We start from the raw sequence: 13,779 nt of genomic DNA, 5'->3' as shown, positions 1-13,779 counted from the left end.
CCCTTGCGGCGAGGACTTGCTGCATCCGGGGCGAAAGCGGAGGCATGCTCAAGGGCTTCCGGGACTTCCTCATGCGTGGCAACGTCATCGACCTGGCCGTCGCCGTCATCATCGGCGCCGCGTTCGGGGCGGTCGTCGCCGCCTTCGCCAACGACTTCATCGGCGGGATCATCGGCGCGATCGGCGGCACGCCGGACTTCGGGAACGCCGGGTTCACCGTGAACGACTCGAAGATCGTCTACGGCTCCACGATCACGGCGATCATCAACTTCCTGATCGTCGCGGCCGCCATCTACTTCGTGGTCATCGTGCCGATGCAGCACCTGCAGTCGCGGATGAAGGGCGCCGACGCGGACACCCCCGCGCCGTCCGACGAGGCAGTGCTCCTCACCGAGATCCGCGACATCATGAAGACGCAGCCGCGCGGGCTCTAGCCCGCGCGAGCGAGCCGAGCACCGTCTCCAGCCGTGCGTCGAGGTACGGCGCGAGCGTCGCGCCGTACTCGGCCGTCACATGGCCGACGTTCTTGAAGACGAGCGCTCCGCCGACGACCGGGTAGCACTCGGTGGCGCTGCAGAAGAAGCGCGTCATGTCGACGGTGCCCAGCCGCGGCGGGCCGATGCGCTTCGCCGCGAGGTAAGCGGGGTCGACGTCGAGCGCCGTGCGCCGGGTGAACGCGCACGTGGTCGCGGGCGGCTCGCGGCGCACGAGCGCGGTGTCGACGCAGCCGCTGGTCGTGCTCGGGTTCACCGGCGTGTCGCGGATCACCACGATCCGCCGGACCGACTTCGGCAGCGCGCTCCACGCCCGCTCGTAGCCCGCCATCTCGGTCGCGAGCCGCGTCGACCCGGGCGGCACGCGTACGCCGACGCGGTGCTGGGACACGAAGATCGTGTGGATCTCGGGCCGGCCGCGCAGCCACGCCAGCACCTCCTCCCTCCAGCGCAGGCACGCCGGGAGCAGCCGCCGCGGCAGCACCGGGTCGGCGAGCGAGAACGGGCAGCCCGCGCGCGTGAGGGAGAAGCCGAGCCACCCGCGGCGCCGGGCTATCGGCTCGAGCGCCGCGCGCCAGTGCGTCGCGTGGCTGTCGCCGATGAGCGCGACCCGCGCGATCTCGCTTCCTTCGCGCACGCCGAACGAGCAGACGCTGGGGGTCCGCCGGCGGAACATGCGGCACGGCGAGTTCGGGCGGTCCAGCGCCTGCGCGGGCGTCGGATTGGCCGAGAGGTCGAGCAGCCCGTCCTGGCAGGCCTCGCCCATCGCGCGCGCGGCGGCGCCGAAGCAGCGCGCGGGCTTGGCGTCGGCTCCCCCGGAAGGGCTGTTCGCGGTGACGGCCGCGGTCACGGCGAACGCGCCCGCGAAGACGACGGTCAGCGCGAGCGTCCACAGCACGACCGGCCCCGGACGCAGGCGACGGAGCCGGTCTTGCTTCCCTGAGGGACCGGCCATGGCGCCCGATTGTAGGCGCGACCTCGGCGAGACCGCCCAAGCGGCCCGCTACCGTTCGCGCGGCCATGCGGGCCGCACGCGGAGGAGTCACGCGCATCATCGCCGCGGTGGCCGCCGTGGTGGCGCTGATCGTGCTGGGCGGCGCCCTCTTCCCCGGCCTCGACAGCCTCAACCCGTTCAAGACGGAGACGGAGGACCGCAGCCAGCCGGTCCTCCTCAAGTCGCTGGTCAGGCTCAACGAGTACCGGGCCGCCTCGGCGAACCTCCAGGTCGTGGTGGACGTGCGCAAGGACGTCAACCTCCTCCCCGACTTCATCGCGGGCTCCAAGACGCTGCTCGTCGCCGCGGGGAACGTGGACGCCGGCGTCAGCTTCCGCGGCCTGCGCGGTCGCAACCTCAAGGTCGACGACGACCGGACCTCGGTGGTCATCACGCTGCCGCGCGCGACGCTGTCCGAGGCCAGGCTCGACCTCGCGAAGAGCCACGTCTACGACTCGGACCGCGGGCTCGTCGACCGCGTCGGCGACGTCTTCGGCGACGGCGGAGCCGACGAGGAGCGCAAGGTGCTCGAGCTGGCGCAGACGAAGCTCACCGAGGCGGCGCGGGCCGACCCGCAGATCCTGCGCACGGCCGAGGCGAACACCCGGGCGATGCTCGAGGGCATGATGCGCGGCCTCGGCTTCGAGGACGTCACGGTCCGCTTCGCGCCGCTCCCGCCCACCTGAGGCGGGGGCGGCTCAGCCGATCGCGGTCAGCGGGTCGACGTTCGCCCCGCGCACGAGCACCTCGAAGTGCAGGTGCGGCCCGGTCGCCGACCCGGTCGCACCGACCGCCCCGATCCGCCACCTCGCCGCCACCGCGTCGCCCCGCCGAACCGCGACCGCGGAGAGGTGGGCGTAGAGCGTCCGGACCCCGAGCCGGTGCTCGATGACCACGAACCTCCCCCAGCCGCCGGGATCGACGCCCACCCCGGCCACGACGCCGCGCCCGGCTGCGCCGACGCGGGCGCCGGACGGTGCCGGGAAGTCGAGGCCGGCGTGCAGCCGCGCGCCGCGGAACCGGAACCGATCGCCGATGGGGGCCGCGATCGGCGCGACGAGCCGCAGCGGCGAGCGCGGCGACGGGCGGGCGAGCGCGCGCAGGGTCGCCGGTCCCGCGATCCCGTCGGCGCCGAGCCCCGCCCACGCCTGGAAGCGCCGGAGCGCAGCGTCGGTTCGGGCGCCGAAGCCGCCGTCGATCGGGCCCGACGGGAACCCGTGGCGGGCGAGCAGGAACTGCAGCTGGGCGACGTCCCAGCCGCGCCGCCCGGAGCGCAAGGGCCGCACGCCCAGCGCGGGACGGCCCCGGCGGCCGAGCGCGCGCCGCGTCCGCGGCCCGGCGATGCCGTCGGGCGCGAGCCCGTGGCGCCGCTGGAACCGCACCAGCCCGCGGGTCGTCAGCGGTCCGCGCAGGCCGTCGACGTCACCGGCGTAGTAGCCCGTTGCGCGCAAGGCGACCTGCAGTGCGGCCGTCGAGGCGCGCCCGCCGAGCGCGATCGCCGGCGGTGCCGCCACCAGCACGGCCAGCGCCGCCGCGAGCGCGCAGGCTCGGATTACCGTCCCCCAACCCATCGGACGTCAACATGAAACGACACCGATCTCCCCATTGCGGGGGATCTCTTCTCAACCGGTTGGTGAGACACCGGTGTTTGGTTCGGTGCGTATCCGGGGCAGTCGGCCTCTTGTGGGGGTCGAAGACGCCACGGATGGGCATGCCTTCGAACGCACCGCGCCCGCCATCGCGGACGAGGTCGGTCGTGTTCGCCACGCCGTCGTCGAGCTGGCCCGCCGCAACGGAGCCGTCGCCGAGGTCCAGCAGGACCTCGGCCTCGCGGTCGGCGAGGCATGCGCCAACGTCGTCGTCCATGCCTACCCGCCGGGCGAGGAGGGCCCGCTCATCGTCCACGCCACGATCACCCCGGACGGCGAGATCGTCGTCACGGTCGGCGACAACGGCAGCGGGATGATGCCCCGCCCGGACAGCCCGGGCCTCGGTCTGGGGCTCCCCCTCATCGCCAACCTCGCGGGCCGCCTGGAGATCCGCAGCGGCCCGAACGGGGTCGGCACGGAGCTCATGATGGCCTTCGCCCTCAAGCCCTGACCCGGACCGGTCGACCAGAGGACGGCGGGCTATACTCGCCCCTCCAGCGTGCGGCTGTAGCTCAGTTGGCTAGAGCGTCTGCTTGCCATGCAGAAGGTCGTGGGTTCGAATCCCATCAGCCGCTCTCTCGAAGGCCCCGGCTCCGGCGGGGCCTTCGTTCGTTCCGGGGCCTACGGCGTGACCTTGTTCGCCAGTCGCTTGGCCCGGTCGGCGAGGTTGCGCTCGGCCGGGACGACCTCGCCGAGCGGCTCGTCGCCGAGGCCCGCCTGCACGCGGAGCTTGCGCGCGATCTGCTCGATCTCCTGCGGCGCGTAGTCGGGCGTCGAGACCGCGGGCTCGGGCGGCAGGTCGACGGGCGGGAAGCCCTCGGGCATCTCGTCGACCACCTCGAGCGGCTCGCCCGTCTCGGGGTGCGGGCCGGTGAAGACGGCGACGATCTCGCGGTAGTCGTTGGGCGAGAACCGGTAGAGCCGCCGGTGGTCGCCCTTCTTGATGTGCGGCTGGCACTCGGGGATCTTCTCCGTCGGGATGTTCGGCGTCGGGAAGAGCTTCGAGAGGTCCGCGCCGGTGATGAGCTCGACCGCCCGCGCGTACGCCACCTGGTGCACGCCGCCGCGAACGAGCAGGTACCCCGTAAGCGCCCGCGCCGCCGGGTGGTCGACCGTCTCGTAGACGCGCAGCTTCTCGCGCCGGGCGCCGCACTCGAGGAAGAAGTTGTGCGTCAGGTCCTGGATCAGGTCGCCGGAGGAGAAGACGTAGTCGCCGTTCCACGGGCGGCCCTGCGAGTTCTGCGGCAGCGACGCGAGCCCGCCCGCGATGTAGTGGTGCGGGTTCGACGCCAGCTCCTTGAGGTCGCCGAGCGGCGTCGCCGGCGGGATGTCGTCGTCCCCCGCCCCGGTGAGCATCGAGTTGATCGCCGCCGAGACGACCTCGACGTGCCCGAACTCCTCCGCCGCGATGTTCGCGATGAGGTCGAAGAACGGCCGGGCACCCTGCCGGTTGCGGAAGTTGAACGACTGGAACGTGTAGTTCATCAGCGTCGACATCTCGCCGAACCGCCCGCCCATCAGCTCTTGGACGACGCTGGCGCCCGCTACGTCCGGCGTCGAGGGCGGCGGCAGCTCGACGGCGAGGCGATCGATGCGCTGGATCATGGGACTGCTCCTCAGGGTGGTGGCAGGCTTCCGCCCGCGCTACCCACCCGGTCAGGCGCCGAAGACGTCCGGGTCGGGACCCACCCGCGAGTTGGCGTCGAGCGCCTCGATCTCGTCCATCTCGGACTGCGAGAGCTCGAAGTCGAAGACGTGGAGGTTCTCCTCGATCCGCGACGGCGTCACGGACTTCGGGAACACGACGTTGCCGAGCTGGATGTGCCAGCGCAGGACGACCTGGCCGGGCGTGCGGCCCTGCGCCTCGGCGATCCGGGTGATGACGGGGTCGTCGAGCACCTCGCCCTGGGCGAGCGGGCTCCAGGCCTCGGTGACGATCCCGCGGTCGCCGTGCTCGCGCCGCAGGCCCTGCTGGGTCAGCCGCGGGTGGAGCTCGATCTGGTTGACCGAGGGCGTCACGCCGGTCTCGTCGATGATCCGCGCCAGGTGCGGCGGCTGGAAGTTCGACACGCCGATCGAGCGAACGAGGCCCTCCTGCTGCAGCTCGACGAACGCCTTCCACGTGTCGAGGTAGCGGTCGTTGGCGGGCACGGGCCAGTGGATGAGGTAGAGGTCCAGGTAGTCGAGCTCGAGCCGGTCGAGGCTCTTGCGGCACGCCCGCTTGGCCTCCTCGAAGCCCTGGTCGGAGTTCCAGCACTTCGTGGTGATGAACACCTCGTCGCGCGGCAGCCCGGACGCGCGCAGCGCCTGGCCAACCTCGCCCTCGTTGCCGTAGATCTTCGCCGTGTCGATGTGGCGGTAGCCCACCTCGAGCGCGTGCGCGACCGCTTGGACCGTCTCCTCCGGCGGGATCTGGAAGACGCCGAAGCCCATCTGGGGGATCGCGCCCGCGTCGCGCAGCTCGATGCGCGGGACCTGCTCGATGATCGAAGCCATCCCGGGGGGCTGCCCGCTAGGCGGGCCGCCGGAACAGGACGAGCGCGAACCCGAGCGACGAGCGCCCGCCGGGGCCCGTGTAGCGCCGCCGGGCGCGGTCGACCCACTCCAGCAACGGCGGCGTGAGCGGGTCGTCCGGGTGCTCGAACGCCCAGCGCTCGCCGTTGGCGATCAGCGACCACTCGTAGCGGTCCCAGTCGTCCTCGCTGCTCGTGATCGTCCACACCGGCCGCAGACCGGCCGCCGCGCCCGCGGCGTGCAGCCCTGACAGCTCCGGCAGCTCGTCGCGCGTCGCGCCGCCGAGCGCCTCGAGGTACTCGTCCGGCGGGTCGGACCGCCAGTAGCCGTCGCCGAGGAGCACGAACCCGCCGGGGCGGGCGAGCTCGGCCAGCCGCGCCAGCGTCGGCTCGAGGCCGCCGAGCGCGTGGCTCGAGCCGATGCAGATCCCCAGCCCGAACGCCCCGGCTTCCAGCGGCGTCGCCGCCGCGGCCTCGCAGCGCAGCTCGAGCTGGGCGTCCGGGACCCGCTGCGCGGCGCGCTCGCGGCCCGCGAGGATCGCCGGCTCGGACAGGTCGTTGCCGATCGCCGACAGCCCGAGCGACGCGTGGCGCTCGAGCAGCCGGAGGAGCACCTCGGCCTGCCCGCAGCCGATGTCGATCACCCGGTCGCCGGCGCGCAGGTCGACGCGGTCGAGCGTCTCGTCGAGCTTCGCCGGCGCGACCGGGTTGTGGAGGGCGAGGGCGCCGTGGGTGATGTGGGTGATGCGGTCGCGCTCGGCCGGCACTGAAGCGGAGCCTCAGGCCGGCGCCGGCGCGGCGAGGTTCGCGTACACCGCCATCTCGAAGCCGACGAGCGTCTCGACGACGCCGAGGTCGAAGAACGGCAGCACCTGCGTCATCAGCGCGGCGGCGATCCCGCTCGACCGGTCGACCCAGAAGTAGCAGTTGAACAGGCCCGCCCAGTTGCCGGTGCCCGCACGCCGCATGCCGGGGATGTCCTCGAGGACGAGGTTCAGCCCGAGGCCCCAGCCCTGCTCGAACGGCAGCTTCGGCACGGGGTTCGTCAGGTCGGGCCGCGCCGACTCCATCGTGTCCGGCAGCGGGACGCCGTCGAGGTGGTCGGTGAACAGCAGCTCGCACGTCGCGGGCTCGAGGATCCGCGCGCCGTCCAGCTCGCCGCCGCGCAGCAGCATCCGCAGGAAGCGGCCGTAGTCGTGCGCGGTCGAGAACGCCCCGCCGCCGCCGAGCTGGATCTCCGGCTCCGCCGGGAACTCGAGGTCGTTCGGCACGAGGCTGCCGTCCTCGCCGCGGCTCATGAGCGGCATCCGCCGGGCGAGCACGTCCTCGGTCGGGTGGAACCCGGAGCGCGTCATGCCGAGCGGACCCCACACGTGCTCGGAGAGGTACGCGTCGAGCGTCTGCCCGCTCAGCTTCTCGACGACCTGCCCGAGCCAGTCGGTGCTCACCCCGTACTCCCACACCTGGCCCGGGTCGTGCACGAGCGGGATCTCGATGCACGCGCGCTTGGCGCTCAGCGGGTCGGGGTTGCCGGTCAGCTCGTGCCAGCGCAGCAGGTCCGCGTGGGCGAACCAGTAGCTCAGGCCGGACGTGTGCGTCATCAGCTGCTTGATCGTCGGCTTCGTCGCCGGCGGGCGCAGCCGCGGCGTGTCGCCGTCGAAGCCCTCGAGCACCTGCAGCTTGCCGAACTCCGGCAGCACCGACTCGACGGTCTGGTCGAGCGAGAGCTCGCCGCGCTCGATGAGCTGCAGCGCGGCGACGCTCGTCATCGCCTTCGTCATCGACGCGATCGCGAACGTCGTGTCCTGGTCGAACGGCCGGCCCTCGGCCTCGCCGGCGGCGCCCTCGTACAGGACGCCGTCGGGGGACACGACCGTGGCGACGAAGCCGGGAGCGGCTCCCTTGTCGACCGCGGTCCGGAGCAGCTCGTCAAGCGCGGGGAGGGACATGGGCGGCGACGGTACCAGCGACCTCGCCCAGCAGCGCGTCCCAGTGGCCCGCGATCGCCTCGAGCGAGAACTCGCCCGCCTTGCGCGCCGCGGCCGCGCCGAGCGCGCGCCGCTCGTCCGCGTCCTCGATGAGGCGCACGAGCGCATCGGCGAGCGCCTGCTCGTCGCCGTCGGCCACGAGCAGCCCCGTGACGCCGTCCTCGATGATCTCGCCGGGCCCCGTCGGGCAGTCGAAGCTCACGACCGGCAGCCCCTTGCCCATCGCCTCGAGCATCACCATCGGCAGGCCCTCGAAGCGCGAGCTGAGCACGTAGACCGACGCGCGCTCCATCTGCACGCCGAGGCGCTTGACCGCGCCGGGCAGGACGACGTGGTTCGAGAGGCCGTGCTCGAGCACGAGCCGCCGCAGCCGCCGGCGCTGCGGGCCGTCGCCGAAGATCCGCAGCGTCCAGTCCGGGTGGCGCTCGGCCACGCGCGCGAACGCGGGGATGAGCCGGTCGAAGCCCTTCTGCCGCACGAGCCGCCCCGCGGCGATGACGACCGGGCGCTCGAGCGCCGCGAGCGCGCTCGACCGCATCACCGGCACGGCGTTGGGGATGCGCTCGAGCCGGATCGCGTCGCCGGCGACGCGCTCGTACGTCGCGCGGTCGTCGTCCGTGAGCACGACGACGGCGTCGGCCCGGGGGTACGTGCGCAGGATCGCCGCGCGCAGGTCGGGCGCGTGGCTGTCGAGGTTCATGTGCTCGGCGACGACGGCGCCGCGGCCGGGCCGGCGGGCGGCGGCGGCGAGCAGCCCGAGCGCCGGCCGGGTCGCCACCAGCGTTCCCGCGGGTACGGCCGCCAGCCGCTGCAGCAGCAACCGGTCGGTCCACAGCGACACCTTGTTCGCCCCGCGGTCGGCCGGGTGGAACAGGACGCTGCCCCGTCGCGAGAGCCAGCCCCGCAGCCGGCCGCGCGGGCCGCGCTGCGCCCCGACGCCCTCGCGCAGGTCGTGCGCGGCGGTGACGCGCACGCCGCGCGGGAAGCGGAAGAACGGGTCCTCGGCGTTGCGGACGACGCTCAGGACCTCGACGTCGTGGCGCTCGGCGAGCTGGCCGGCGAGGCTGAGCGTCGTCCGCACCGTCCCGCCCATCCCCCACGCGTTCAGCAGCAGGAACGTGATCCGCGGGCGGCCGCTCGGCGCCGGGCCGGGCGCGCGGCGCCGCAACCGCCACCCGGCGAGCGCGAACGCCACGCGGTGCGCCGCCCGCCGCAGCACGGGCGGCCGCGGCGGAGCCTCCGGCGCAACAACGGGGTCAGGCACCGTGCGTGCAAGCGGGCGCGCCCGCGGGGTGACGGACCGCACCGCGAGGTTCGAGCGCTGAGTCAGGTACGGGCGCAGCCGGCGGCCCGGCAGCTCGAGCGCCGGGAAGACGTACGCCTCGTGGCGATGGGGCACGTCGTCGAGGCGTCGCGCCAGCCGCAGGCGCGCCCCGCCGGCGACCAGGAGCGACAGCTCCCACCACTCGGTCTCCTCGCCGGCGGGCCGGAGCCGCGCGAGGTCGAGCGTCGCGGCGAAGCTCGCGCCGTCAAGGACGACCTCGGCGTCGACGCGCTCCCCGTCGCCGCGGCGGACCGCCACGAGGGTCGCGTCGCCCGGCGGCTCGCCGGCCAGCCGGGCGAGCGCGCCGTCGATCCGCAGCACGGTCCCGTCGAGCGTGAGGCGCTCGACCTCGGCGTGCGCGCGCGGCGAAGCGGCGGTGGTCGGCACGCCGAACACGCTACGCGCCCGGCCGCGGCGGGCGTGCTAGACGCGCACGCCCCGGTCCGCCAGCCAGTCCTGGACCGGCAGCGGCGGGTCGCCGGCGAACTCGGCCCGGGCGGCGAGCGAGAGGATCTCCTCGTCGTCGTCGTCGATCTGGTCGCGGCGGTGCGCGAGGTAGAGGACGACGGCCTGGGCCATGATGACCGAGGGGTCCTCGTCGGCGCCGAAGCCGATCCGCTCCTCGAGGTTGTCGATGCCCGTGACGGGATCGTCGGCGTCCTCGTAGCGCTGCTCGAACTCGGCGACGACCGCGTCGCCGCTGTCCGGATCGACGATCGCGGCGGCGCGGCGGACGAGCTCGGAAAGGATGACGGGCTCTGCTCTGCGACTCGCGTTCTGGGCCATGCCGGGGACCTACCCGGTGAGCACGGTGTCAGTCGTCGCGAAGTGCAGCTTCGCGACCTCGCCGAGCAGGTCGCGCCCGCCCCGCGCCGCCAGCCCCCGGGCGGCGGCGACGACCTGCGGCGAGGCGCCGCGCGGCAGGTCCGCACCGACGCGGGCGCCCGCGCGCTCGAGCCAGTCGACGAACGCCTCGCGCGCGAGGATCGAGGCGGCGGCCACCGCGACGTCGGCCTCGGCGCGCGGGAACTGCACGATCCGCAGCCCGCCCACGCGGTCCTTCGCGGCGCGGTCGATGACGCGCGCATCGGCGAACTGGTCGACGATCGCGTACGCCGGCCGCTCCCCCTCGCCCTCCAGCAGCTCGGTCAGCGACCGCACGTGCGCCCACGCGAGCAGCTGGTTGAGGCGCTTGCCCTCGCGGCGGAACTGGGCGTAGAGGTCGTTGTAGCGCGGGGGCGCGAGCGTCGTGCGGGTGTGCCGCGTGCGGCGCCGGATCTCGGGCGCGAGCGCGCGCACGCGCTTGTCGGTGAGCTTCTTCGAGTCGCGCACGCCGAGCGCCTCGAGCTCCGCGGCCGCCGCCGGCGTGACGAGCACCGCCGCGCTGACGAGCGGCCCGAAGTAGTCGCCCTTGCCCGACTCGTCGATGCCGACCCACGGCCGGTCGCGCTCCAGCCCCGCCATCGCCGTCGTCGCGCGCGCCTCCGCGCCGCCCGGATCCGGGGCCGGGACCGAGAAGTCGTCGACGAGCGCCTGCAGCAGCGGCGCTCCCTCCCCCTTGCCCTGCACGCGCACCGTGCCGGTGCGCCACAGCGTGACGGTCGCGCCATCGAGCTCGTAGCGCCAGACCTCCCCGCTGCCCTTCGCCTCGCGCTGCGTCGCGCCGGAGCGCTCGAGCGCCTCGCGCAGGGCCTGCCGGCGGTCGGAGCCGACCCTACTCAGCGTCGATCGGCGGGAACTCGCCGGGGATGCGGGCGCGGCGCCGGTCGCGGATCGTCCGCTGGCCGCCGGCCACCTCGTCGCCGCGGCGCTCGGCCTGGCGGCGATCGATGATGACCTTCACGTTCGGGTCCTCGGCGTAGTAGTCGTTGAGCCGGTCGTACAGCTCCGGCGCGAGCTCCTGAGGGACGACGCAGTAGATCATCGGTACTACGGATTCTACGCAGCGGCGAGCGCAAGACTGCCGGTGTCGTCGGCCGCGCCGTTCGGCACCCGGTCGACGTCGTCGAGCTCGGTCAGCTCGGTGCCCTGCGCGATGACGCGGACGCCCGCCGCCTCGTCGGCGAGGTCGACCTCGTAGCGGTACCACGACAGCTCCCACGCGACGGTGATGCCGACGACGCTGCCCTCGGTTGCCGACGGCCGGACCGCGACGAGCGGGCGGCCGAGCGAGCGCGACACGCCGGCGACGGTGCGCGGGTGCTGGGAGCCGTTGAAGAGCTCCAACGCGCGGGTCATCTTCAGCTCAGCGTTCGTGGGAACGGCGTGCACGTTGCGCGGCGGCTCGTAGGCGGGCGCGACCTCGTCGGAGCGCTGGACGCGCGGGTCGGCGGCGGCCATCGCCTCGAGCAGCCGCTCGCCACCGCGGGCGGGCAGCGCCTCGTGGCCGTTCTCGCGGCGCGGGCGCAGGCGGCCGAGCAGCGAGCGCCGACGGCCGTCGCCGCTGCGCCGGGCGCCCGCCGAGAGGTCGAGCCCCTCGCGGATCCAGCCCTCGTGCGTCGCGCGCGCGGTGCACAGCTCGCAGACCATCCGGCGCGCGCCTCCGGAGAGGAACACGTCGAACTGCTCGCCGCGCAGGAGCGTGCGTCCGCAGACATCGCACGCCACGGCCGCATGCGAAGTGGTGATCGACTTCCGCGTCAAGGCGCGATCGAGCGTAGCAACGGCTCGGTCGCGCCAAGCAACGCTCTATGCGACCCCCGCGCCCTCTTCCTCGCGGGTCTTGCTGACCACCTTCTGGGCGATGTGCTGCGGCACTTCCTCGTAGCGCAGGAGCTCCATCGTGTAGTCCCCCTGCCCGCCCGTGAGCGCCCGCAGGTCGGGCGCGTACGCGAGCATCTCGCTCATCGGGACCTCGGCCTTGATCTCCGTCATCAGGCCCGCCGGCTCCATCCCCTGCGGGCGGCCGCGGCGGCTGTTGAGGTCGCCGATGACGTCGCCGACCGACTCCTCGGGGACGGCGAGCGTGACCATCATGATCGGCTCGAGCAGGACCGCTCCCGCGTTCGCCATGGCCTCCTTCATGGCGATCGAGCCGGCCATGCGGAAGGCCTGCTCGGACGAGTCGACCGTGTGGTACGAGCCGTCGGTGAGCTTCACGCGCACGCCCTTGACCGGGCAGCCCGCGATCGGACCGCTGGCCATCGCGTCGCGCACGCCCTTCTCGACCGCGGGGATGAAGCCCTGCGGGATGACGCCGCCCTTGATCTGGTCGACGAACTCGAACCCGTCGCCTTCCGGGAGCGGCTCGATCTCGATGTGGCAGTCGCCGAACTGCCCGCGCCCGCCGGTCTGCTTCTTGTGGCGGCCGTGGGCCTTCGCCGGCCGGCGGATCGTCTCCTGGTAGGGGACCCGCGGCGGCTTGAGCTCGACCTCGGCGCCGAAGCGCTCCCGCAGGCGGTCGACGATGACCTCGACGTGCATCTGCGAGAGGCCGGCGACGATCTGCTCGCCCGTCTGCTCGTCGCGGTGCAGGTCGATCGTCGGGTCCTCCTCCTGCAGGCGCCGCAGGGCGGTGAAGACCTTGTCCTCGTCGCCCTTGGACTTCGGCGTCATCGCGAACGCCATGACCGGGGCGGGTAGCTTGATCGCCGGCATGCGGATCGGCTCGTCGCGGTCGGCGAGCCAGTCGCCCGCGCGCGTCTCCTTGAGCTTCGCGACGGCGCCGATGTCGCCGGGCCCGAACTCGTCGGCCGACTCGTTGTCGCGACCGTGCGAGGTCAGCAGCTGGCCGATGCGCTCCTTGCTGTGCGCGCGCGTGTTGAGCACCTGGCTGTCGTGGTGCATGACGCCCTGGTAGACGCGGAAGAGGTTGATGCGTCCTGCGAACGGGTCGGCGCGCGTCTTGAAGACGTAGGCGTACAGAGGCGCGCTCTCGTCGGGCTCGAGGGTGACCTCCGGCAGCTCCAGCGCACCGTGCTTCACCGGCGACGGGAGGTCCTCGACGATCGCGTCGAGGAGGCGGTTCGTCGCCAGGTTCTTCGTCGCCACGCCGCAGGTGACCGGGAAGATGTCGCCGTGGTTGGTGCCGTCCTTGAGGGCGGTGACGATCTCGTCGTGCGAGATCTCGTCGCCCTCGAGGTAGCGCTCCATGAGCGCCTCGGAGACCTCGGAGACCTCGTCCATGAGCTGCTCGCGGTACTGCTCGGCCTGCGGCAGCAGCTCGTCGGGAATCGGGATCTCCTTGCAGTTGTCCCGGGTGGGTGGGGACTGGTCCTCGTACTCGTAGGCCTTCATGTCGACGAGGTCGATGACGCCGCGGACCTCGTGCTCGCTCCCGATGGGGATCTCCGTGGCGACGACGTGGCGGCCGAACGCGTTCTTCAGCGACTCGAGCGTGCGGAAGAAGTCGGCCCGCTCGCGGTCGAGCATGTTCACGAAGATCAGCCGCGCGATGTCGAGCTCCTCCGCGCGCTCCCAGAGGCGCTGCGTGTTGACCTCGACGCCCATGACCGCGTTGACGACGAACACCGCGGACTCGCACACGCGCAGCGACCCGAGCGCATCGGCGACGAAGCTGGGCTCGCCGGGCGTGTCGATGAGGTTGATCTTCCGGTCGTCCCACTCGAACGAGGCGACAGTCGCGGAGATGGACATCTGCCGCTGCTGCTCGTCGGGCTCCTGGTCGGAGGCAGTCGTCCCTTCCTGGACCGAGCCCAAGCGGTTGATCGCCCCGGCCTGGAAGAGCAGCGCCTCGTTCAGCGACGTCTTGCCGCTTCCGCGGTGACCGACCAGGGCGACGTTGCGGATGCGATCGGCACGGTGGTGCACGACCTGACCTCCTTTGCCTCGGGGCAGAGCGAGTGCGCAACGCTAAC

General features: G+C 73.1%; 15 protein-coding genes and 1 tRNA gene. 4 read left to right on the top strand and 12 right to left on the bottom strand.

Annotated features, from left to right (window positions below):
• Window positions 1–44: 44 nt before the first annotated feature.
• On the top strand, window positions 45–434 hold the full coding sequence (gene mscL / locus AC1UE4_RS03285; RefSeq protein ID WP_482915794.1) for a large conductance mechanosensitive channel protein MscL: 390 nt from the start codon (window positions 45–47) through the stop codon (window positions 432–434).
• Here the strand turns inward: mscL and AC1UE4_RS03280 are convergent.
• Entirely contained in the window at window positions 406–1,449 is a 1,044-nt protein-coding gene (locus AC1UE4_RS03280) for an SGNH hydrolase domain-containing protein (RefSeq protein WP_482915793.1), read from the bottom strand. The two genes, mscL and AC1UE4_RS03280, sit on opposite strands and share 29 nt — an antisense overlap.
• 65 nt (window positions 1,450–1,514) lie before the next feature.
• Here AC1UE4_RS03280 and AC1UE4_RS03275 point away from each other — a divergent pair, with 65 nt between their 5' ends.
• Window positions 1,515–2,174 (top strand): DUF4230 domain-containing protein, encoded by a 660-nt coding sequence (locus AC1UE4_RS03275; RefSeq protein WP_482915792.1) that lies wholly within the window; start codon window positions 1,515–1,517, stop codon window positions 2,172–2,174.
• Window positions 2,175–2,186: 12 nt separating this feature from the next.
• Here the strand turns inward: AC1UE4_RS03275 and AC1UE4_RS03270 are convergent, their stop codons facing one another.
• A complete protein-coding gene (locus AC1UE4_RS03270) occupies window positions 2,187–3,002 on the bottom strand; it encodes a peptidoglycan-binding protein (RefSeq protein ID WP_482915791.1) in 816 nt (271 codons plus the stop codon).
• 169 nt (window positions 3,003–3,171) lie between these two features.
• On the opposite strand from AC1UE4_RS03270, the gene AC1UE4_RS03265 reads away from it, so the two are divergent.
• Both AC1UE4_RS03265 and AC1UE4_RS03260 read left to right on the top strand, forming a co-directional pair.
• A complete protein-coding gene (locus AC1UE4_RS03265; RefSeq protein ID WP_482915790.1) occupies window positions 3,172–3,588 on the top strand; it encodes an ATP-binding protein in 417 nt (138 codons plus the stop codon).
• 50 nt (window positions 3,589–3,638) lie between these two features.
• Window positions 3,639–3,712: transfer RNA gene (locus AC1UE4_RS03260), tRNA-Gly, on the top strand.
• Window positions 3,713–3,758: 46 nt separating this feature from the next.
• On the opposite strand, the gene AC1UE4_RS03255 is transcribed toward AC1UE4_RS03260, so the two are convergent.
• The 10 genes from AC1UE4_RS03255 to fusA all read right to left on the bottom strand — a co-directional run bounded on the left by AC1UE4_RS03255 (window position 3,759) and on the right by fusA (window position 13,732).
• Complete coding sequence (locus AC1UE4_RS03255; RefSeq protein ID WP_482915789.1) at window positions 3,759–4,742, bottom strand: manganese catalase family protein; 984 nt, start codon at window positions 4,740–4,742, stop codon at window positions 3,759–3,761.
• 51 nt (window positions 4,743–4,793) lie between these two features.
• A complete protein-coding gene (locus AC1UE4_RS03250) occupies window positions 4,794–5,633 on the bottom strand; it encodes an aldo/keto reductase (RefSeq protein WP_482915788.1) in 840 nt (279 codons plus the stop codon).
• A gap of 16 nt (window positions 5,634–5,649) precedes the next feature.
• Window positions 5,650–6,417 (bottom strand): SAM-dependent methyltransferase, encoded by a 768-nt coding sequence (locus AC1UE4_RS03245; protein WP_482915787.1) that lies wholly within the window; start codon window positions 6,415–6,417, stop codon window positions 5,650–5,652.
• Window positions 6,418–6,429: 12 nt separating this feature from the next.
• Window positions 6,430–7,599 carry a serine hydrolase domain-containing protein gene (locus tag AC1UE4_RS03240; RefSeq protein WP_482915786.1) on the bottom strand — a complete coding sequence of 390 codons (1,170 nt, stop codon included), beginning with the start codon at window positions 7,597–7,599 and terminating at the stop codon, window positions 6,430–6,432.
• Window positions 7,580–9,349 (bottom strand): glycosyltransferase family 4 protein, encoded by a 1,770-nt coding sequence (locus AC1UE4_RS03235; protein WP_482915785.1) that lies wholly within the window; start codon window positions 9,347–9,349, stop codon window positions 7,580–7,582. Before AC1UE4_RS03235 ends, AC1UE4_RS03240 begins: the two co-directional genes overlap by 20 nt.
• A 36-nt stretch (window positions 9,350–9,385) precedes the next feature.
• Window positions 9,386–9,748 carry a hypothetical protein gene (locus AC1UE4_RS03230; RefSeq protein ID WP_482915784.1) on the bottom strand — a complete coding sequence of 121 codons (363 nt, stop codon included), beginning with the start codon at window positions 9,746–9,748 and terminating at the stop codon, window positions 9,386–9,388.
• A gap of 9 nt (window positions 9,749–9,757) precedes the next feature.
• On the bottom strand, window positions 9,758–10,651 hold the full coding sequence (gene rnhC, locus AC1UE4_RS03225) for a ribonuclease HIII (RefSeq protein ID WP_482918192.1): 894 nt from the start codon (window positions 10,649–10,651) through the stop codon (window positions 9,758–9,760).
• A 25-nt stretch (window positions 10,652–10,676) separates the two neighbouring features.
• Window positions 10,677–10,886 carry a hypothetical protein gene (locus AC1UE4_RS03220; protein WP_482915783.1) on the bottom strand — a complete coding sequence of 70 codons (210 nt, stop codon included), beginning with the start codon at window positions 10,884–10,886 and terminating at the stop codon, window positions 10,677–10,679.
• 14 nt (window positions 10,887–10,900) lie between these two features.
• Window positions 10,901–11,569, bottom strand: a complete 669-nt coding sequence (locus tag AC1UE4_RS03215) for a hypothetical protein (RefSeq protein WP_482915782.1) — start codon at window positions 11,567–11,569, stop codon at window positions 10,901–10,903.
• An 81-nt stretch (window positions 11,570–11,650) separates the two neighbouring features.
• Window positions 11,651–13,732: an elongation factor G gene (gene fusA / locus AC1UE4_RS03210; protein WP_482915781.1), complete on the bottom strand. Its 2,082-nt coding sequence runs from the start codon at window positions 13,730–13,732 to the stop codon at window positions 11,651–11,653.
• Between the last annotated feature and the right edge of the window lie 47 nt (window positions 13,733–13,779).

The organism is Parviterribacter kavangonensis (assembly GCF_056863335.1).
Note: the sequence above shows the minus strand (reverse complement) of the source record. Positions and strands in the feature narration are given on the sequence as shown.